This window comes from Actinomycetospora sp. NBRC 106375, assembly GCF_030269665.1.
Lineage (GTDB): Bacteria > Actinomycetota > Actinomycetes > Mycobacteriales > Pseudonocardiaceae > Actinomycetospora.
Genome location: NZ_BSTS01000019.1, coordinates 22,525 through 40,760, shown reverse-complemented (window position 1 = coordinate 40,760; position 18,236 = coordinate 22,525). Strand labels below are relative to the sequence as shown.

General features: G+C 75.6%; 21 protein-coding genes and 1 pseudogene. 11 read left to right on the top strand and 11 right to left on the bottom strand.

Annotated features, from left to right (window positions below; genetic code table 11):
- Window positions 1-293: 293 nt before the first annotated feature.
- The 6 genes and pseudogenes from QSK03_RS26040 to QSK03_RS26015 form a co-directional block, all read left to right on the top strand.
- A pseudogene (locus QSK03_RS26040) lies at window positions 294-911 on the top strand (cytochrome P450); the annotation flags it as partial.
- Window positions 912-960: 49 nt separating this feature from the next.
- Complete coding sequence (locus QSK03_RS26035) at window positions 961-1,683, top strand: TetR/AcrR family transcriptional regulator (protein WP_285658190.1); 723 nt, start codon at window positions 961-963, stop codon at window positions 1,681-1,683.
- Window positions 1,684-1,716: 33 nt separating this feature from the next.
- Complete coding sequence (locus QSK03_RS26030) at window positions 1,717-2,337, top strand: VOC family protein (protein WP_285658189.1); 621 nt, start codon at window positions 1,717-1,719, stop codon at window positions 2,335-2,337.
- A complete protein-coding gene (locus QSK03_RS26025) occupies window positions 2,334-2,579 on the top strand; it encodes a hypothetical protein (RefSeq protein ID WP_285658187.1) in 246 nt (81 codons plus the stop codon). The genes QSK03_RS26030 and QSK03_RS26025 overlap by 4 nt, the downstream gene beginning before the upstream one ends.
- On the top strand, window positions 2,576-3,829 hold the full coding sequence (locus tag QSK03_RS26020; RefSeq protein ID WP_285658185.1) for an alpha/beta fold hydrolase: 1,254 nt from the start codon (window positions 2,576-2,578) through the stop codon (window positions 3,827-3,829). The genes QSK03_RS26025 and QSK03_RS26020 overlap by 4 nt, the downstream gene beginning before the upstream one ends.
- Before the next feature lie 224 nt (window positions 3,830-4,053).
- A complete protein-coding gene (locus QSK03_RS26015) occupies window positions 4,054-4,350 on the top strand; it encodes a DUF3040 domain-containing protein (RefSeq protein ID WP_285658183.1) in 297 nt (98 codons plus the stop codon).
- Window positions 4,351-4,355: 5 nt separating this feature from the next.
- On the opposite strand, the gene QSK03_RS26010 is transcribed toward QSK03_RS26015, so the two are convergent.
- The 6 genes from QSK03_RS26010 to QSK03_RS25985 are packed head-to-tail and all read right to left on the bottom strand — an operon-like array spanning window position 4,356 to window position 9,348.
- Window positions 4,356-5,207 (bottom strand): DUF262 domain-containing protein, encoded by an 852-nt coding sequence (locus tag QSK03_RS26010; protein WP_285658182.1) that lies wholly within the window; start codon window positions 5,205-5,207, stop codon window positions 4,356-4,358.
- On the bottom strand, window positions 5,188-5,427 hold the full coding sequence (locus QSK03_RS26005; RefSeq protein ID WP_285658180.1) for a hypothetical protein: 240 nt from the start codon (window positions 5,425-5,427) through the stop codon (window positions 5,188-5,190). The genes QSK03_RS26010 and QSK03_RS26005 overlap by 20 nt, the downstream gene beginning before the upstream one ends.
- Window positions 5,428-5,446: 19 nt before the next feature.
- A complete protein-coding gene (locus QSK03_RS26000) occupies window positions 5,447-6,013 on the bottom strand; it encodes a GTP-binding protein (protein WP_285658179.1) in 567 nt (188 codons plus the stop codon).
- Window positions 5,994-6,335, bottom strand: a complete 342-nt coding sequence (locus QSK03_RS25995) for a DUF742 domain-containing protein (RefSeq protein WP_285658178.1) — start codon at window positions 6,333-6,335, stop codon at window positions 5,994-5,996. The genes QSK03_RS26000 and QSK03_RS25995 overlap by 20 nt, the downstream gene beginning before the upstream one ends.
- Window positions 6,332-6,760, bottom strand: a complete 429-nt coding sequence (locus QSK03_RS25990; RefSeq protein WP_285658176.1) for a roadblock/LC7 domain-containing protein — start codon at window positions 6,758-6,760, stop codon at window positions 6,332-6,334. The genes QSK03_RS25995 and QSK03_RS25990 overlap by 4 nt, the downstream gene beginning before the upstream one ends.
- On the bottom strand, window positions 6,757-9,348 hold the full coding sequence (locus QSK03_RS25985) for a sensor histidine kinase (protein WP_285658175.1): 2,592 nt from the start codon (window positions 9,346-9,348) through the stop codon (window positions 6,757-6,759). Before QSK03_RS25985 ends, QSK03_RS25990 begins: the two co-directional genes overlap by 4 nt.
- Before the next feature lie 273 nt (window positions 9,349-9,621).
- On the opposite strand from QSK03_RS25985, the gene QSK03_RS25980 reads away from it, so the two are divergent.
- Genes QSK03_RS25980 through QSK03_RS25965 form a run of 4 tightly spaced genes read left to right on the top strand, consistent with a single transcriptional unit; the run spans window position 9,622 to window position 12,986 of the window.
- Window positions 9,622-10,629, top strand: coding sequence for an ABC transporter substrate-binding protein (locus QSK03_RS25980; protein ID WP_285658173.1), 1,008 nt, complete (start codon window positions 9,622-9,624; stop codon window positions 10,627-10,629).
- 1 nt (window position 10,630) lies between these two features.
- The gene (locus QSK03_RS25975) at window positions 10,631-11,422 is read left to right on the top strand and encodes an ABC transporter permease (protein ID WP_285658171.1); all 792 of its coding nucleotides are present in this window, start codon (window positions 10,631-10,633) and stop codon (window positions 11,420-11,422) included.
- A complete protein-coding gene (locus QSK03_RS25970; RefSeq protein ID WP_285658168.1) occupies window positions 11,419-12,186 on the top strand; it encodes an ABC transporter permease in 768 nt (255 codons plus the stop codon). The genes QSK03_RS25975 and QSK03_RS25970 overlap by 4 nt, the downstream gene beginning before the upstream one ends.
- A gap of 17 nt (window positions 12,187-12,203) precedes the next feature.
- Window positions 12,204-12,986 carry an ABC transporter ATP-binding protein gene (locus QSK03_RS25965; RefSeq protein WP_502872220.1) on the top strand — a complete coding sequence of 261 codons (783 nt, stop codon included), beginning with the start codon at window positions 12,204-12,206 and terminating at the stop codon, window positions 12,984-12,986.
- Here the strand turns inward: QSK03_RS25965 and QSK03_RS25960 are convergent.
- On the bottom strand, window positions 12,983-13,930 hold the full coding sequence (locus QSK03_RS25960; RefSeq protein ID WP_285658166.1) for a hypothetical protein: 948 nt from the start codon (window positions 13,928-13,930) through the stop codon (window positions 12,983-12,985). The two genes, QSK03_RS25965 and QSK03_RS25960, sit on opposite strands and share 4 nt — an antisense overlap.
- Window positions 13,931-14,102: 172 nt before the next feature.
- Here QSK03_RS25960 and QSK03_RS25955 point away from each other — a divergent pair, with 172 nt between their 5' ends.
- Window positions 14,103-15,653, top strand: coding sequence for a ferric reductase-like transmembrane domain-containing protein (locus QSK03_RS25955; protein ID WP_285658164.1), 1,551 nt, complete (start codon window positions 14,103-14,105; stop codon window positions 15,651-15,653).
- On the opposite strand, the gene QSK03_RS25950 is transcribed toward QSK03_RS25955, so the two are convergent.
- Genes QSK03_RS25950 through QSK03_RS25935 form a run of 4 tightly spaced genes read right to left on the bottom strand, consistent with a single transcriptional unit; the run spans window position 15,613 to window position 18,216 of the window.
- Window positions 15,613-16,353: a hypothetical protein gene (locus tag QSK03_RS25950; RefSeq protein WP_285658159.1), complete on the bottom strand. Its 741-nt coding sequence runs from the start codon at window positions 16,351-16,353 to the stop codon at window positions 15,613-15,615. The genes QSK03_RS25955 and QSK03_RS25950 overlap by 41 nt on opposite strands.
- Window positions 16,350-16,526 (bottom strand): hypothetical protein, encoded by a 177-nt coding sequence (locus QSK03_RS25945; protein ID WP_285658157.1) that lies wholly within the window; start codon window positions 16,524-16,526, stop codon window positions 16,350-16,352. The genes QSK03_RS25950 and QSK03_RS25945 overlap by 4 nt, the downstream gene beginning before the upstream one ends.
- Window positions 16,527-16,584: 58 nt before the next feature.
- Window positions 16,585-17,508: a polysaccharide deacetylase family protein gene (locus tag QSK03_RS25940; protein WP_285658155.1), complete on the bottom strand. Its 924-nt coding sequence runs from the start codon at window positions 17,506-17,508 to the stop codon at window positions 16,585-16,587.
- A 9-nt stretch (window positions 17,509-17,517) separates the two neighbouring features.
- Entirely contained in the window at window positions 17,518-18,216 is a 699-nt protein-coding gene (locus QSK03_RS25935) for an IclR family transcriptional regulator (RefSeq protein WP_285658153.1), read from the bottom strand.
- Between the last annotated feature and the right edge of the window lie 20 nt (window positions 18,217-18,236).

The following is an 18,236-nucleotide window of genomic DNA, read 5'->3' as shown; positions in this document are numbered from 1 at the left end:
CACGGAGACCGCCATGACCACCACCGACTCCTTCAACCCCCTCGCGGGCGGCCCGCTGGCCCAGGTCCGTGAGGGCCTCACCGACGTCCGCGCGTCCGGGTGCCCGGTGCACCCCGTTGCGCCCGGCCTCGGCTTCGTCGGGCACCACGAGCTGGTCCGCGAGGTCCTGCTCGACCCCACGACGCACAGCAACCAGGGCAACTTCGTGCTCGACGGCGACGACACCGGCGAGCCGCCGCCGGCCCTGATCACCCAGTGCGACGCGCAGGGCGACTCCCGAGCCGCCGGACGATCTCATCACGCGGCTGGCGCTGGGCAGCGTCGACGGGCGTTCGCTGAGCGAGAGGGAGGTCGCGTTCCACGCCTGGCAGCTCTTCGTCGCCGGGCTGGAGAGCACCGCGTACACGATCGGCGCGACGCTCTGGCAGCTCCTGTCCGACCGGAGCCGGTGGGAACGGCTGCTCGCGGACCGGGAGACGGAGCGCAGCGGAGCTCGACCAGCAGGTACGGGCTCGCTGCTCGACGAGGCCCGCGAGGAGGGCCTGCGGTACGCGTCGGCGATCCGGTGGGTGCTGCGCACGGTGACCGCGGACACCGAGGTCCGCGGGGACGGGCTGGCCGCCGGGGACCGAGTGATCGTCGGGCTGGAGTCGGCGAACATGGACACCGCGGTGTTCGGCGACGACGCCGGCACCTTCGTCCTCGGGCGTCCCACGGCGCGGCGCCACGTCTCGTTCGGCCACGGCGTGCACCTCTGCCTCGGCGCGGAGCTGTCCCGCATCGAGATCTCGACGGCTCTCGGCGCGCTGCTGGACCGCCTGCCGACGCTCGCGCTGGCCCCCGGTGCGACCTACGACGACGTGACGAGCCCGATGTTCTGCGGGCCGCAGCGGGTGGACGTCGTGTGGTGACCGTCCGGCGAGCCGGGGACTCCGTGCTCCGCCGGTATCGTCGCCGCCCATGAGCCAGGCGAACGGCCGGGGATCGGTGCGGCGCGAGCTCGTCGAGGCCCAGATCTACGAGCAGGCGACCCGGCTGTTCGCCGAGCGCGGCTTCGCGGGCACGAGCCTGCAGGACATCGCGGACGCCATGGGCATGACCCGCCCGGCGCTGTACTACTACGTCAAGAACAAGGACCAGATCCTCGCCCAGCTGGTCACCGAGATCACCGAGGGGCCCGCCGACGCGGCCGCCGGGATCGCCGCCGAGGACCTCGGCGCGACCGAGAAACTGCGGCGGCTGGTCCACCTCATCGCGTCCCGGCAGGCCCACCACGCGGCGCGGTTCCGGCTGGTCATCCGCTCCGAGTCCGAGCTGCCGGCGGAGCTCGCCGCCGCCCACGAGACCGCGAAGCGCCGAGTGCTCGACGGGTTCGTCCGCGTCATCGACCAGGGCGTGCGCAGCGGGGAGTTCCGGCCCCGCGCCGTGCGCACCACGGCGCTCGGGCTCATCGGCATGTGCAACTGGATCGCCTGGTGGTTCCACCCCGGCGGGGCGCAGTCCGCCGACGAGGTGGCCGACCAGATGGCCGAGATGGCGGTCGCGCTCGTCGCGCAGTCCCCGGACCGCACGCCGGCGAGCCCCCGCCCCGACGACCCGGCGGCCGCGCTCTCGCTCCTGCGCCAGGACCTCGACTACCTCGAGCACGTCATCACCGGCTCGTCGGAGTCGTCGAAAGATTGACGCTCGCGTCGAACCCGGCGTAACCTCGTCGCCATGACGCTCGAGCACAAGGTCCGCGGCGTGGACCACGCCGCCTTCCCGACCTTCGACCCCGCGGGCACCGTGCGCTTCTACCGCGACGTGCTCGGCTTCCCGGTCGTCCACTCGATCTGCGCGGCGGGATGGGGCCCGGAGGACCACCCGGACTTCATCCACTTCTTCTTCGACATCGGCAACGACGACCGGATCGCGTTCTTCTACTACTTCGGCCTCGAGCCCCAGCACGCGCACGAGCGGGGCGACGTCTACGCGGGCTTCGGCCCCGAGGTCCCGGAGTTCTTCGTGCGGTCGCGCCACCTGGCGATCCACGTCGACGACCAGGACGACCTGCTGGAGTACCGGCGCCGCCTCGACGACTCGCAGTGGCCCGTCGAGATGCAGATCCAGCACGAGACCATCGAGTCGATCTACACCCACGACCCGAACGGCTACATGGTCGAGCTCACCCGCGCGATGCGCCCGGTGACGCCGCAGGAGGACCTCGACGCGAACCTGACGATCGACGCGCTGCTCGACGTCGTCGGCGCACCCGAGCCGACGTTCGGCAAGCTGCTCGCCCGCAAGGCCGAGCTGATCGTCGAGCGTGCCGCGGACTGGGAAGCGGCGCAGGTATGACCGCGCTCTACGTCCTCGACGTCCCCGAGAACACCACGGTCGCGAAGGTCGCCGGCGAGGACCCCGAGGTCACCGTCGGGAAGGTCGGCCCGTACTTCGAGATCACGGCCGACGGCGCGATCGTGGTCGACCGGCGCGCGACCGGCTGCCGGCACGCGGTCTGGTACAGCTGCGTGGCCGGCGTCGCGGACGGGCGGATCGTGCAGCACGACAAGGACGCCCTGCGGGTCGACCCCGCATGAGTGCACCGGCCACCGGGCTGGGCGCGGGCCGCCACGTCGCGGTCGACGACCGCCCGGCCGCCACCGTCACCAGCGTCCACGAGCTCACGACCGCCGACGGCGCGACGGTGCGCGGGGTGCTCGCGACGGTGCCCGGCGCGCGCACCGTCGTCGTGGTCATGCACCCGCGCCAGGACGTCACCCACCACGCGCTGGTGCCGCACCTGCTGGCCGCCGGCGCCGCGGTGTGGACCCAGCACACCCGGTCGGTGAACAACGACCTCACGCTCGTGCACGAGCAGGCGCTGCTCGACGTCGCCGCGGGCCTGGGCTTCCTGCGGGAGCGGGGCTTCGAGGCGATCGTGCCGCTCGGGCACTCCGGCGGCGGCACACTGTTCGCCTTCTACCTCGAGCAGGCGGGCCTCGCGCCCGCCGACCGGATCGCGACGACCCCCGGCGGCCGGCCCACGAAGCTCGCCGACGCCGACATGCCCGGCGCCGACGGCGTGGTCTTCCTCGCCCCGCACCCGGGGCAGGGGCGCCTGCTGCTCGGCTGCATCGACCCCTCGGTGGCCGACGAGCGCGACCCGCTGGCCGCCGTGGCCGCGCTCGACCCGTTCGACCCGGCCAACGGCTTCGCCGAGCCGCCCGCGAGCTCGTCGTACACCCCCGACTTCCTCGAGCGCTACCGCGCCGCCCAGCACGACCGCGTCGCGCGCCTCGATGCCCACGCCCGCGAGCTGCTCGCCCGCACCGCCGAGGCCCGCGCGGCCCACAAGAAGACGGGCGCGGCGGCCGACCGCCGGCGCGCGCTGGCGCCGCAGATCCTCACCGTGTACCGCACGGACGCCGACCCGCGCACCGTCGACCTCTCGCTCGACCCGAGCGACCGGCCGTACGGCTCGCTGTTCGGCGCGCGGCCCGACCTCATCAACTACGGCCAGGTCGGCTTCGGGCGACTCACGACGCCGGAGGCGTGGCTCTCGACGTGGTCCGGGCTCTCGTCGAACGCCGACTTCGTGCGCTGCGCGCCCGGCGTCACCGTCCCGACGATGTTCGTCGAGCTCACCGGCGACCAGGCCGCGTTCCCGGGTGACTCCCGCCGGATGGCGCACGCCCTCGGCGCCGGCGACCTCACCCGCGTCGCGGTGCGCGGCACCCACTTCGGCGGCGCCGTCACCCGGGGCGAACCGACCGGCAACGAGCTCGCGGCCGAGCGGATCGGGCGCTGGCTCGCCGACCGGCACGAGCTCGCGCCGCCCGCCCGCTGACCGCGCCGGCGCGGCCGGGCGTCCTGCGTTCGTCCCACCCGTCACTCCGGCCACCGGCCGCACACCCCGGCCACCGACGGATGTCGTCGTCTCGTCGTGACGTGCCCGTCACCGCGGTTGCACCTGCTCGACGGCGGGAATTCGCTGGGTGATCCGGCGAACGCGGACCGCGACCACTCCTCGGTGTGCCCGTCGTCGGGAATCACGACGCCGAAGGGGTCCCCGTGCTGGACGAACGCGAGCAGCGCATCCTGGCCGACATCGAGCGGGAGATCGAGGTCAGCGATCCGTCGCTGGCCCGCATGGCCCGCCCCAAGGACGACCGCCGGTCCTACTGGTGGTCGGTCGCTGCGCTCGTCGTCGGCGCGGTGCTCGGCGTGGCGATCGCCGCGCTGGGCCCGGTCGGCCACGGGCTCCTGCTGATCGTCGTCTCCGCGGTGCCGATGGTGCTCTGGCACTGGCGCCGTCCGGGGTCGGACCACCCCTGGCCGTCGGTGTTCCGCACCCGCCGCGACCACTAGCGGCGCTACCCCGCACCGTCGCGCTCCCGGCGCGCGCCGAGGACCCCGTCGCGGTAGGTGGTCAGGCGTTCGGCGACGTCCCGGGCGTCGGGCAGGGCGTCGCGGTCGATGGCGACGGTCGGCGGATCGATCGTGCCCGGCACCAGGTGGGCCCGTGGCTCCCGCTGGGGCAGGCCCGCGTCGGTGGTGTCCAGACCCCGCGGCTCGACGGCCGCCCGCGCGGCGGCGTCCCCGGGATCGGCGGGCGACGTCCAGCGCGTCGGCTCGCGACCGGACTCGGCGAGGTCGGCGAACCAGGCCGACACCTGGTCGTAGATCGGTTCGAGCGACCCCGAGGCCCGGTGGACCCCCTCGGAGCGCGGACCGCCCGGCGGCGCGTCGCCGATGCGCGGCGTCGGGATCCACGGGCGCGAGCGGATCGGCTGGTGGATGCGGGCGAGGAGCTCGGTGAGCTCGCCGGCGTCGTACTCGAACACGGTGACGACGGGCAGCCGGAACCGCCGGACACGGCGCCGGACGTCCTCGGGCAGGTCGGAGAACCGCAGCCCGTGCAGGCGCGCCACCTCGCCGTGGGCCGGGGTGGTGCCGCCGTCGCAGGCCAGGTCGTCGTGGAAGAAGCGCGCGATGGTGATGAGCCGCTCGTGCCCGTCGAGGACGACCTCCGGCGCGCCCGGCGGGGCGCCCGCCACGTGCACCGCCGGCACCGACCAGTTCCGCAGGATCGAGTCGATGAGCCGCTGCTGGTGCGCCCGTCCCCAGCTGCGGAAGGGCGGCCGGTCGGGGCGGTGGTCCAGCTCGTGGCGGTCGATGCGCGCCACGAGCAGCTCGAGCTCCAGCTCAGTGCGTTCGACGTACATCGTGGCCTCCCTCCGACGGTGGCGGGCGCGGCGGCGGTCCCGGGGTGTGGCCGTCCGGGTCGTCGAGGTGCGTGCGGGACGTGAGGTCCGGGGGAGCCGGCAGCGGCGCGCCCGCGACCAGCGAGTACACGGCGATGCCCGCGGCGGTGAGCAGGTCGCCGGCCAGGAGCACGAGGGTCAGCCGCGAGCGGCGGCGGTCGGAGCGGGGGGACACGCGCACGTCGGTCACCGCGTCCGTCTCAGGGCGTCAGCGCCAGAGCGTGCTCGACCAGCGAGACGAGCATCGCCTTCGCCGAGCCGCGCCGGCGCGCGTCGCAGGTCAACAGGGGGGTCGCGTCGGGGAGCTCCATCGCGTCGCGGATGTCGGCGTCGTCGAAGCGTCGTGCGCCGTCGAAGGCGTTGAGCGCGACCAGGTAGGGGAGCCCCCGGTCCTCGAAGAAGTCCATCGGCGCGAAGCACGCGTCGAGCCGCCGGGTGTCGGCGAGCAGGACGGCGCCGATCGCGCCGCGCACGAGGTCGTCCCACATGAACCAGAACCGCTCCTGCCCGGGGGTGCCGAACAGGTAGAGCACCAGGTCCGAGGTCAGCGAGATCCGGCCGAAGTCCATGGCCACGGTCGTCGTGGCCTTGTCGCCGGCCAGGGACAGGTCGTCGTGCGGTGCGGACGCATCGGTCATCACCGCCTCGGTGACCAGCGGGTCGATCTCGGAGACCGCGCCGACGAAGGTGGTCTTGCCGACGCCGAACCCGCCGGCGACCACGATCTTCGCCGACGCCGAGGCGCTCTCAGAGCCGCTGGAGTCCATCGAGCACCCTCTCCAGCAGCGCGCGGTCGGGGCGATCGGCCGTCGCCCCGTGGAGCACGACGAGCCCCGCCCCCGCCATGTCGTCGAGCAGCACGCGGACGACGCCGAGCGGGAGCGCCGCGCGGGCCGACACCTCCGCCACCGAGATCGGGCGCAGGCACAGCTCGCAGATCGTCCGCCGCTCCCCGGACAGGGTGCGCAGCTCGGCGGCCCCGTCCGTGTGCACGAGGGTCTCCAGCGCGAGCGCGACACGGGTGCGGGTACGTCCGCCGGTGATCGCGTACGGCCGGACGCGGGCCGGGCGGCTCCCCGGGGCGCTCACGGCGACGACGACGCCCCGAGCTCCCCGAGCTCGCGGCGCACCTCGGGGGTGAGGGCCTTGCCCACCCGGTCGGCCAGCAGGGTCATCTCGTAGCCGACGAGGCCGCGGTCGCACCCGGGCGTCGCGAGCGCCACGAGGCTGGAGCCGTCGCGGACCGTCATGAGCAGCACGACGCCCTGCTGCATCTCCACGACGGTCTGCACGACGCCGCCCGCGTCGAAGCAGCGCGCCGCACCGCCGGCGAGGCTGACCAGGCCGGACGCGACCGCCGCGAGCTGCCCCGCGCGCTCGTGCGGGAGGTGCCGGGAGCGGGTCAGCAGCAGCCCGTCGGCCGAGACGACGACGGCGTGGGCGACACCGGGCACCGAGTCGACGAAGTGCTCGACGAGCCAGGAGAACCGCTGCATCGGGTCGGTGGTGGTCATCGTGGCCGTCCCGCGGTCTCGTCGTCGGGGACCGGCAGGCCCCCGGGATCGGTGTCGACCTCGCGCCGACCCCGGTGCGTGCCGGCCTGGAACGAGCCCATCCGCGCGCGCAGGGCGCCGGCGTCGACGGTGCGCCGCGGCTCCGGGACGTCGGCCCCGACCGCGCCGGGCACCAGCTCCTCGCCACGGCGACGCCGGGGCAGCCCGGCCTCGGTGTGCTCACGCTCGGGCGCGGTGTCCCGCGCGGCCTCGCGCGCCGCGACGGCGTCCCACCCCTCGTCCGCGGTCGACCACCAGACGGAGCCCGCGGGGACGGTCTCCTCGCGCGGGGCCGGGATCGCGCCGTCGCCGCCGCGGTCCTCGTGGTCCCCGCGGTGCCCGTGCTCCCCGTTCTCCCCGTTCTCCCTGAACCACGCCGAGCACATCTCCTGGAAGATCGGCTCGAGGACGCCGTCATCGCCGTCATCGCCGGCCGGGTCGGCCGGGTCGGCCGGGTCGGCCGGGACGCTGTCACCCGCCCCCTTGCCGTCCACCGACGCCGTGGGAGCGGTCACCGGATCGGGCTCCACACCCGCCGGCTCCGGCGGCGACTCGGGCGACCGTGGCGACAGGGCCCGCACCAGCAGCGTGGGCGGGACCTGCACGACAGCGGTGAGCCCGGCGTCCTCACCCGGCACCAGCCCCGCCACGATGTCGTGGCGGCGCGCGAGCGCCCCGACCACGAACAGGCCCATCTGGCGGGGCACCGAGGCGTCGAGGAGCACGGCCCGTGCGAGGCGGGAGTTCGCGTCGGCCAGGTCCTCGGCGTCCATGCCGATGCCCTCGTCGGTGATCTCGATGATGAGGCCGCCGTCCGGGGCTCGGGATCCGCTGACCACGACCGGCGTCTCCGGGGACGAGTAGGTGGTGGCGTTGTCCATGAGCTCGGCGAGCAGGTGGGTGAGGTCGTCGGCCGGGCCGCCGGGGAGGTGGACGCCGGGCATCGGGCGCACCTCGATGCGCCGGTAGTCCTCGATCTCGGCGACCGCCGCCCGGACCAGGTCGACGGCCGGGACCGGCTCGGAGGTGCCGCGGGCCGGCGCGGAACCGCCGAGGACGAGCAGGTTCTCGCCGTTGCGGCGCATGCGCGTGGCGAGGTGGTCGAGCGCGAACAGCTCGGCGAGGACGTCCGGGTCCTCCTCGCGCCCCTCGAGAGCGTCGATGAGGGTGAGCTGTCGCTCGACCAGGCTCTGGGAGCGCCGCGAGAGGTTGACGAACAGGGCGTTGAGGTTGGTGCGCAGCCTGGCCTGCTCGCCGGCGAGCCGCACCGCCTCGCGGTGGACCGTGTCGAACGCCCGGGCGACCTCGCCGACCTCCTCGTCGGTGTCGATGGCGACCGGGGCGATCTCGTCCTCGCCGTCCTCGGGCACGCCCTCGACGTTCTCCAGCCGGTGCACCGCCGCCGGGAGCCTGCGCTCGGCGATGTCGAGCGCGGAGAACCGCAGCCGCCGCAGCGGCCTGATCAGCGACGCGGCGATGGCCACGGCCAGCGCGACCGCGAGGACCACGCCGAGCGCCACGAGGAGCCCGACGACCACGGCCGCGACGGTGGCTTCCGACACGAGCCGGTCGGCCGTGGTCCGCAGCTCGTCGAGCATGCCGGTCTCGACGGTGCGCAAGGCCTCGCGCGTGGCGCCCGCGGCGCGGTCCCAGGCCACGGGGTCGGCGGCGAGCGGCTGGCTGGCGGCGTCCCGGAGCAGGGAGGTCTGCAGGATGCGGACGCGCTGGTCGACGTCCGGCCCGGCCACGGTGTCGTCGAAGGCCTGGACCTGCGCCGGGGTGGCGCCCGCCTCGAACTCCGCGGTGGCGGCGGACTGCTCGGCGTCGGCGCTGCGCAGCTCTCCGGCGTCGTCGGCGGACAGCGCGCCCGTGGTCGCGCCGAGCAGGAGCACGGCGTGCTGGATCTCCGCCTGCTCCTTCGCGCGGCCCAGCGCCGCCAGCGCGGTGGCCGGACGCACGACCGTGGTCTGTCCCGCGGCCCCGGCGATGTCGCGGTCGAGGGCCAGCAGCGGCTCGATCAGGCCCGTGTAGGCCGTGATCACGCTCGAGGCCGGGTAGCGCGAGGCGATCGCCGTGCTGCGCAGGGCCCCGAGACCGTCGAGGCGGGCGAGGGCCACGCCGTAGCGGTACTGCACGCCGGGGTCGAGGTCCGCGACGGCGGGGCCGGCGGCCCGCAGCGCGGCGACGCCGGCGTCGACGCGGTCGGCGGTGAGGTCCAGCGGCGCACGGTCGCCGCGGCGGTCGCCGGCGACGTAGGCCGTGGTCTGGCTGCGCTCGACCTGGAGATCGTCGACCAGCGCCGCGACGGTGCCGTCCACCCGGGTGCCCGCCGCGACCTGGGCGAGGGCGGTGCGCTCCGCGACCTGGCCGCGCACGACCACCGCGGCCAGGACGAGCGCCAGCACCAACGGGACGAGGACCGCCGCGACGACCTTGGTGGCGACCCGCCACCGGCGCGGCGACCGGGCCTGGAGGACGGAGTCCCACCACGCACGCCGCGGCGCCTCCCGCCCGGGGCGCGCAGCCCCGGGCGCGTCGAACTCGGACACGGACGATCCCCCAACCGCCGGATGTCGAATCGATGATCGGATGCCGTACGGAAGAGCGATTCCGCCACGGCCGGATGCAGCGAGCTGCGCATTCGCGTCGCGTCCGAGTGGCGCTGGTTGCCTCTCCGACTCCGCGACCATCTGTGACATTGCTGTAGCGGACGTTAGCTTGTTCGTGAGAGACATGACACCCGAACGCGACTCTCCCGACCCCGATTACGACGAAAAGGGGATCGGGTTCCACGGGGGTCCTCACCCGAAAGGTTGTTGATTGTGCGCGACAGGACCAGTTCATGGGCCGCGCGGCGGGGGCGGTCGACAATTCTCCGCATACTGACGGTCATCGCTCTGCTGGGGCTCACCGCGTGCAGCGCCCTCGGGGGCCCGAGCTCCGGGGGAGATCCGCAGACCGGCGGGCTGGAGCGGCCCACCCTGCGCGTCGGCATGCTGACGATCGTCGACACGGCGTCGTTCTACCTCGCCCAGGAGCGGGGTTTCTTCCGCGACGAGGGCCTGACCGTCGAGCCCGTCACCGCCCAGGGCGGCGCCGCCTCGATTCCCGGACTCGTGGGCGGGAGTCTCGATGTCGCTTTCGGCAACTACGTGTCGTTCTTCCTGGCAGAGAGCCAGGGCGTCGGCCGCTTCCGTCTGATCTCGGACGGATATCAGGCCGCGCCGAACACTTTTCTCCTCCTCGCGCGGCCGGACGGATCCGTCCGGACTCCCCGTGATCTGGCCGGACGACGAGTCGCGGTGAACACCTACCGCAACATCGTCGAACTGAACGCACGATCTGCCCTCCAGACGAACGGTGTCGATCTCGCGTCCGTACAGTTCGTGGAGGTCCCGTTCCCGGACATGGCGGCGGCACTGCAGTCCGGGCGGGTCGACGCGGCCGCGATGGTCGAGCCGTTCATCACCTCCGCGGAGCGCACGATCGGCGCGGTCCCGGTGCTGGACACGGCGTCCGGTCCGACCGCCGACATCCCGGTCGCCGGCTACGGCACCACCGAGGAGTTCGCCCGCCAGAACCCGCGCACGGTCGCCGCGTTCCAGCGCGCGATGGCCCGCGGGCAGGAGGCGGCCTCGGACCGGCGCAACGTCGAGCAGATCCTGCCGACCTACGTCCGGATCGACCAGTCGACCGCGTCCTTGATCAACCTGGGGACGTTCCCGCGGTCCCTCGACGCGACGCGGCTGCAGCGCGTGGGCGACCTGATGCTGCAGTTCGGGCTCGTGCCGACCCGCGTCGACGTCGCGCCCCTGCTGGCCACGAACTGACGTGGGGGCGAACCCGTCCCCGGCCCGGCGCCGCCGCACCACCGTCGCGGTGCGCGGCGCCGTCGGGCTGCTCGCGTTCCTGGCCGTCGGCGAGGTCGTCGGCCGGTCGGGCCTCGTGGCGCCGGAGCTGCTTCCGCCCTCGTCGGTGGTCCTCGCGCGGCTGGCGGAGATCGTGGGCGACCCGGCCTTCCGGGCCGACGTCGTCGCGACGGTCCTCGCGTGGGTCATCAGCCTCGGGCTCGCGCTGGCGATCGCCCTGCCGGCCGGCCTGCTGCTCGGCAGCGTGCCGGGCGTCCGCATCGCCACCCGGGCCCTCGTCGAGTTCCTGCGCCCGATCCCGTCGGTGGCCCTCATCCCCCTCGCGGTCGTCCTCATCGGGCAGGGGCCCGGCAGCAAGATCGCGCTCGCGGTCTACGCCGCGGTCTGGCCGATCATGTTCAACACGATCTACGCCGTGGCCGATGTCGACCCGGTGCTGCGGGAGACCGCCGCCGCCTTCCGTGTCGGGCGCGGCCGGTTCGTCGCGCGGGTGCTGCTGCCGGCCGTCGCGCCGTTCGTGCTCACCGGCGTCCGGCTCGCCGCGGCGATCGCCCTGATCCTGCTCGTCTCCACCGAGCTGCTCGTGGGCGGCGCCCGGGGGATCGGGGAGTTCATCACGCAGGCCGGCTCCGGGGGTGGGCGGATGGACCTGGTCCTGGCCGCCACGGTCGTCGCCGGTCTCGTCGGGCTGGGGGCCAACGCGCTCTGCACGGCGGTGCAACGGCGCTGGCTGTCCTGGAGCGACGTCCCGTGAGCACGCGCCTGCGCCGGGCGGCGGCGCGCTGGAGCGTGCTCGTCGTCGTGGTGGTCGCCTGGGAGGTCGCGGCCAAGGCGGTCCCGAGCCCCTTCTTCCCGCCGCCGTCCGCGATCGCCGCCGCCGGCTGGCGGGCGTGGTTCTCGGGGCCGTGGCTGCTCACCGACGAGGCCCGCACCGACGTGCTGCCGAGCCTCGCCCGCCTGCTCGGCGGGTGGGCGCTCGCCGCGTGCGCCGGCGTCGCCCTCGGGCTCGCGATCGGGCGGTCGCGGCGCACGAGCGACTACGTCGCCCCGCTGCTCGCGTTCGGCCGCGCGGTGCCGCCGCCGGTGCTGGCGCCGGTCTTCCTCATCCTGTTCGCCGTCGGCACGCCGATGCAGCTCGCCACGATCGTCGTCGGCGTGGTGTGGCCGGTGCTGCTCAACACCGCGGACGGCGCCCGCGACGTGGACCCGGTCAAGATCGACGTGGCCGTCGTCCACCGCGTCGCCGGCCTGCGGCGGCTCCGCGAGGTGATCCTCCCCGCGGCGGCGCCGCGCATCCTCGCCGGCCTGCGGGTGAGCCTGTCCCTCGCACTGATCCTCATGGTCGTCTCGGAGCTCGTCGCCTCCACCGACGGGCTCGGCCACCGGCTCGTCGTCGCGCAGCGCTCGTTCGACTTCACCGCGATGTGGGCGGCGATCGTGCTGCTCGGCGTCCTCGGCTACGCGCTCAACGCGGCCCTGCTCGGGGTCGAGCGACGGGTGCTCGTGTGGACACGCTGACCACCGGAGGAGGGCGCGTGGCGCCGATGCTGGAGGTCCGCGACCTCGTCGTCGACTACGGGGACGGCACGCGGGTGCTCGACGGCCTGTCGCTCGCCGTCGCGAGGGACGAGGTCGTCTGCCTTCTCGGCCCGTCGGGGTGCGGGAAGTCGACGCTGCTGCGCGCCGTCGCGGGCCTGCGCCCGCCCGACGGGGGCACGGTCCTGGTGCGCGGCCGGCCCGTCGACGGCGTCCCGGACGGGCTGGCGGTGGTGTTCCAGGACTACGGGCGCTCGCTGATGCCGTGGTCGACGGTCGCCCGCAACGTCGCCTTCGGCCTGCCGCGCGACCTCGACCGGCCCACCCGCGCCGCCCGCGTCCGGGAGGCGCTGGGCTCGGTGGGCCTCGCCGACGTCGCCGACCGCCGACCCGGGCAGCTCTCCGGCGGGATGGCGCAGCGGGTCGCGATCGCCCGGGCCCTGGCGTGCCGCCCGACCCTGATGCTGATGGACGAGCCCTTCGCGTCGGTCGACGCGCAGACACGGGCCGATCTCGAGGACCTCCTGCTGCGGGTGCGCCGCGAGTACGGCACCACGGTCCTGCTCGTCACCCACGACATCGACGAGAGCGTCTACCTCGGCGACCGCGTGCTCGTCCTGTCGCCGCGCCCGGCGGCGGTCGTCGACGACCTCACCGTGGACCTGCCGTCACCCCGCGACCAGATCACGACCCGCGAGGACGACGGCTTCGTGCGGCTGCGCACGCGCGCCGCCGAACGGCTGCGGTACCCGGACGGCGCCCCCGAGACCCCGCGCGCCTAGGACTCCCGGCGGGCGCCCCACCCGGCGAGGAGCGCCGCCACCGCGTCCTCGGCCAGTGCACCGGGCAGGTCGGTGCCGAGGCGTGCGTGCGCCAGGCCCCGCAGCCGCATCCCGCCGACCGCCGCGCCCAGCGCGGCGCCGACCGCGACGAGCGCCCCGGGCCCGACCTCGCGCCCGTCGCGGTGCGCCGCGGCACCGGCCGACGTCGCGGCGAGCCCGAGGCGCGGGGCCAGGCCGGCGGGGTGGGTCCGCGGGGGGACGGCGGGGTGCTTGTCGCCGGCCGCCTCGCCGAGGGCGGCGAGCACCGCGGCGCCCCGGACGGACCGTCCGCGGGCGCCGCGCAGGGCCAGCGCCGTGACCCCGAAGGTGCTGCGTGCGCCCGTCGCCGCACCCAGGGCCGCGGCGCGCGCGAGCGTCCCGGCGGTCGCCGGGCGCGGGGCGCGTTCCGGGTGCTCGGCGCGCTCCCGGTCGTCGGCGCGGAACGTCGCGGCGAGCGTGGCGTGGGTGGCCAGGCCGTAGGCCAGGTGCGGGACGGCGTCGGCGGCCCAGTCCACCGCGGCCCAGCGGCGCGGGTCGGTGAGATCGAGCCGCGCGGCCGGGAGGTCGGAGGCCAGCATCGCCGCGGCGCCGAGCAGGGGGCCGCCGACGACCGCCGGCAGCCGGACGCCGGTGCTGCGCAGGACGCCCGCGACGCCGCCGACGGCCAGACCGGTCGCGGTGCCGGCGAGCCCGCCCAGTCCCTCGAGGCGGTGGCGGCGGGCCCGGCGCCCGCCGGGGATCGCCACGTCGGCGCGGTCGGCGAGGGCGGCGACGGCCTCGGTGGGCGTCCCGCTGGCCGGCCGGGCGCGCAGCGCCATGTCGGCCTGGGTCGCGACGTTCAGCGCGGTCGTCCCGGCGGCCCCGGCGGCCGTGCCGCGCAGGAGCCCGCTCAGCAGTGGTGCCATCGCGGCGGACTACCCGAGGAGCGGCCGGCGGACGCCCCTGAGAGCGCGTTCGGCCGTTCGGAGTACGGCGGCGTGCGGCTCACCGTGCCCGGGCGTCCGTTGATCTCCGCGACCGGGCCGCCGTTCTCAGGTCCGGGCGGGGAGCGGAGTGATCGTCCCTAGCGTCGCCCCCGTGTCGAAGCGCGCGAGACGGACCCTGTGGTCGGCGGCGTTCGCCCTGCTGCTGCTCGGCCCCCCGGCGGCGTACCTGGCCCGGGAGGGGGTCGACCCCGGCAAGCTCCTGGGCCTCGCGATCGTCCTGTCCGGGATCGTCGCCTCCGTCGCGATGGTCCTCGCGACGATCGGGGCCTCGCGGATCCGGGCGCTGACCACGGCGATCGGGATCGACCGCGTGATGAGCGGACACCGGTGGCTGGGCGTGGCCGCGTTCGCGCTCGTGGTCGTCCACCTCGTGGTGGCGATCGTGCGGAGCCCGAAGCTGCTGAACCCGCTCGCCGCGTCGCTCGCGATCCAGTTCGGGTGGTTCGCCTTCGTCGGCATGATCGTGCTGTCGGTCGCCGCGGCGTGGGGGCGGCGGCGCGGGACCCGCTACGAGTGGTGGGCGCGCCTGCACGTGGTCGGGGCGGCGCTGGCCCTGGCGCTCGCCGGCCTGCACATCGTCTGGCTCGGCGACCTGCTCTCCGATCCGGTGATGCGGGTCGTCTGCTCCGTGCTGGCCGCCGCGCTGCTGGTGGTGCTCGCCCGCCGGTGGGTGTGGCAGCCGCTGTTCTCGCAGCGCGGGGCCTACGTCGTGTACGGCGTCCGCGACGAGGGCGGCGACGTCGCGACCCTGGCGCTGACCCCGGTGTTCCGGCGGCGGGCGCTGCGCTTCGCGCCCGGGCAGTTCGTGTGGCTGCGGCTGCACCGCCGGGTGGTCGGCGTGCAGGAGCACCCGTTCACGATCGCGTCGAGCGCCGAGCTCACCGACCGCCTCGAGCTGACCATCCGCGCCAGCGGTGACTTCAGCCGGGCCCTCGCGCGGATGCAGCCGGGTCGCCAGGTGTGGCTCGACGGCCCGCACGGCAGCTTCACCCCGGACGCCCCGGAGCGCGTCGACGGTCTCGTGCTCGTCGCCGGCGGCGTCGGGATCACGCCGATGATGAGCATGCTGCGCACCCTCGCCGAGCGCGGCGACCGGCGCCTGCACCGCCTCGTGCTCGCCGAGCGCCCCGACCAGCCGTTGTTCGGCCCCGAGCTCGAGGTGCTCTCGCGGCGCCTGGAGCTCGACGTGCTGCGCACCGCCGGGCGCCGCGTCGACGCCGACCTGCTCGCCGGCGTGCTGCCCCGGGCCCGCGGCCGCCTCGAGTACTACGTGTGCGGGCCGCCCGGACTGCTGTCCGGATCGCTCGCGGCCCTCGAGGAGCTCGGTGTCCCGCCCGGCCGCATCCACAGCGAGCAGTTCGGGTGGACGGGGCCGCTGCCGGTGACGCCGGCGGCCTCGGCGTCCCCGGCCGACGGGGAGCCCGCCGCGTCGACCGGCGACGTCCCCCGCCCGCGCCGCCCGCGGACCGGCCCCGTGCCGACGCCGTCCTCGGCCCGCCCGCGCACCGCGCAGTCGCCGGCCGACCGGTTCCCGACCCACCCCTCCATCCCGTTGCCGGCGGTGGACGCGACCCCCGACCGGCGGGAGCGCGCCGGCGGCGTCAGACGGCGATCGGCGGCGGGTCGGGGCGCAGGGCGCTGAGGAGGCGCTCGACGGCCGTGTCGAGGCGGCGCTCGGCGTCCCGGTCGCCGAGGCGCCGGGCGGCGAGCCCGCCCGCCGCCTCCTGCCGCAGCGCGTCCGCGGCACCCACGGCCCGAGTGCGGCCGCCGGCGACGGTGGCGTCGGTCCGGAGGCGGCGCCGTGCCCGTCGCACCGCCCCGACGCCGGGGTGCAGGAAGCCGAGGTGCTCGATGGGCAGCGCGTGCACGGGCACCCCGTACCGCTCGCCCAGGGCCTGGCGCACGTCGTCCCCGAGAGGCCCGAGCAGCGGGCCGGTCCGCCCGCGGAACACCGCGCGCCGGGATGCCGAGGCCATGGCGTCGAGGACTCCGGGCCGTGTGTCGCCGACCGGGACGAACAGCACCAGGGGGTACGCCCGCGCGGCCCGCCAGCCCGCGGTCCCCTCGACCACGCGGCCCCAGAGGGCGGTGCACCCGACGACCGCGGGAGCTCCGACGTACCCGGCGACGGCGTCGAGGTCGGCCGCGGCGTAGAGGCCGCAGGTGCAGTGCCACGTGGGTGGCTCGCGGCACCCGGTCGGGCACGTCGCCGTGACGGCGCGCCGCGGCGACCAGGCCAGCGGGCGCAGCGGCGAGACGAGCAGCGGCCCGTCGTGGTCCTGTCCCAGGTGCCAGAGCCGCCACCCCGCGACGGGGCTCGCGAGGTCCGGCGCCTCGCTCACGCGTCGGCGGCCGTCGGCTCCGGGCGGGTCGGCTCGTCCGCCGTCCCCGACCGCGGGGTGGGCCGCGGCGCGGGCGCGGGGACGTCGGCGAACCGGTCCGGGAAGTCGCCGTCGGGTACCGGATCGACGATCGGCTCGACGTTCAGGATGCGGACCTGCTCACCGATGTTCATGCGTTCGCCTTCCGTCCGGTCCCCGACCAGCCCGCCCGCCGTCGTGGTGGCGTGGCTCTCACTCGGATGGGTGAACACCCGACTGTACGCCACCCGCGTCGAGGGCGGTCCACCAGTCCACGACCTGCTCGCGGTGCACCAGCGCGATCTCCGGCTGGTTGGCGACGTGGGCGAGGAAGTCGCGCACGGCCGCGGCCCGGGCGGCCTGGCCGCTCCAGCGCGGGTGCAGGCCCACGCTCATCAGGCGGGCGCCGGCGCCGTGGCGGGCCTCGTCGAGGAGGAAGTCCGCGGCCCCGATCAGCGTCTCGGCGAAGTGCCGCGGGGTCGCGTAGGTCGGCGGGAGGAAGTAGCGGGTGTCGTTGTGGACCTTGGTGTAGGGCACGACGAGCCAGCGCCGGCCGTCGACCTCGGTCCAGTACGGCAGCTCGTCGTTGACGGCGTCGCTGTCGTAGTCGAGGTCGGGGTGCGCGGCCGCGAGCCGGCGGGTGCGCCCGCTCGGGAACGACCGGACGTACCAGCCGCGCACGGGCCGGCCGACCAGCTCGGGCAGCACGCGCATCGCGTGCTCGAGGTCGTCGCGCTCCTCGTCCTCGGTCATCCCGGTCACCTCGGCCCAGCGGTAGCCGTGGCCCATCACGTCGTGCCCGCTGGCGCGCAGCCATGCGGCGAACGGGGGGTTGCGCTCGAGGGCCCGCGCGCAGACGCCGAACGTCACCGGGGCGTCGAACCGCTCGAACAGCCGCACCAGCCGCCAGATGCCGACGCGGCTGCCGAACTCGAAGTGCCCCTCGGTGCCGAGGTCGCGGACGGCCGGGTCGATCGGGATCGCGTACTCGCCCCACGCGTCGTTGCCCTCGCCGTCGGGCCACGCCGCCTCCGCGCCCTCCTCGACGTTGACGACGATGTTGACGGCCACCCGCGCGCCGTTCGGCCACCGCTCGAGCGGGGTGGTCCGGCCGCGTCCGACGAAGTCGCGCTCCACGGAGCGGGACTATCCCGCGTCCCGCAGTCGGTCCTCCAGGCGCCGGGCGGCCGCGAGCAGGGCGTCGGCCCACTTCGGACCCGGGCGGCGGCCGATGCGGTCCACCGGCCCGGACACCGAGACCGCCGCGACCACGCCGCCGTCGGGCGCGCGGACGGGTGCGGAGACGCTCGCGACGCCGGCCTCGCGCTCGGCGACGCTCTGGGCCCAGCCGCGGCGCCGGACCTCGTCGAGCACCGGTTCCCCGAACGTCGAGGGCTCGCGCGACCAGGCGGCGAGCACCTTGGCTCCGGACCCGGCCGCCATCGACACCCGCACGCCGACCGGCACCGTGTCGCGCAGCCCGCTCGTCGGCTCGGCGGCGGCGACGCACACGCGCAGCGTCGGGTCCGAGCCGTCGCGGCGGTAGAGCTGGACGCTCTCGCCGGTGAGGTCGCGCAGCCCGGGCAGGATCTCCTCGGCCGCCGCGAGCAGGGGGTCGCCGTGGCCGTGGGCGAGCTCGCCGAGGGCGGGCCCGGGGCGCCAGCGGCCGTCGGCGTCGCGGGTCAGCAGCCGGTGGGACTCGAGGCCGACGGCGAGCCGGTGCGCGGTGGCGCGAGGCAGCCCGGTGCGCTCGCAGAGCTCGCTGAGCGCGCACGGGGTGGCGGCCGCCGCCCGGAGGACGACCACCGCCTTGTCGAGGACGCCGATACCGCTACCCTGTCCCACAGGGCGACATCGTAGTCCCA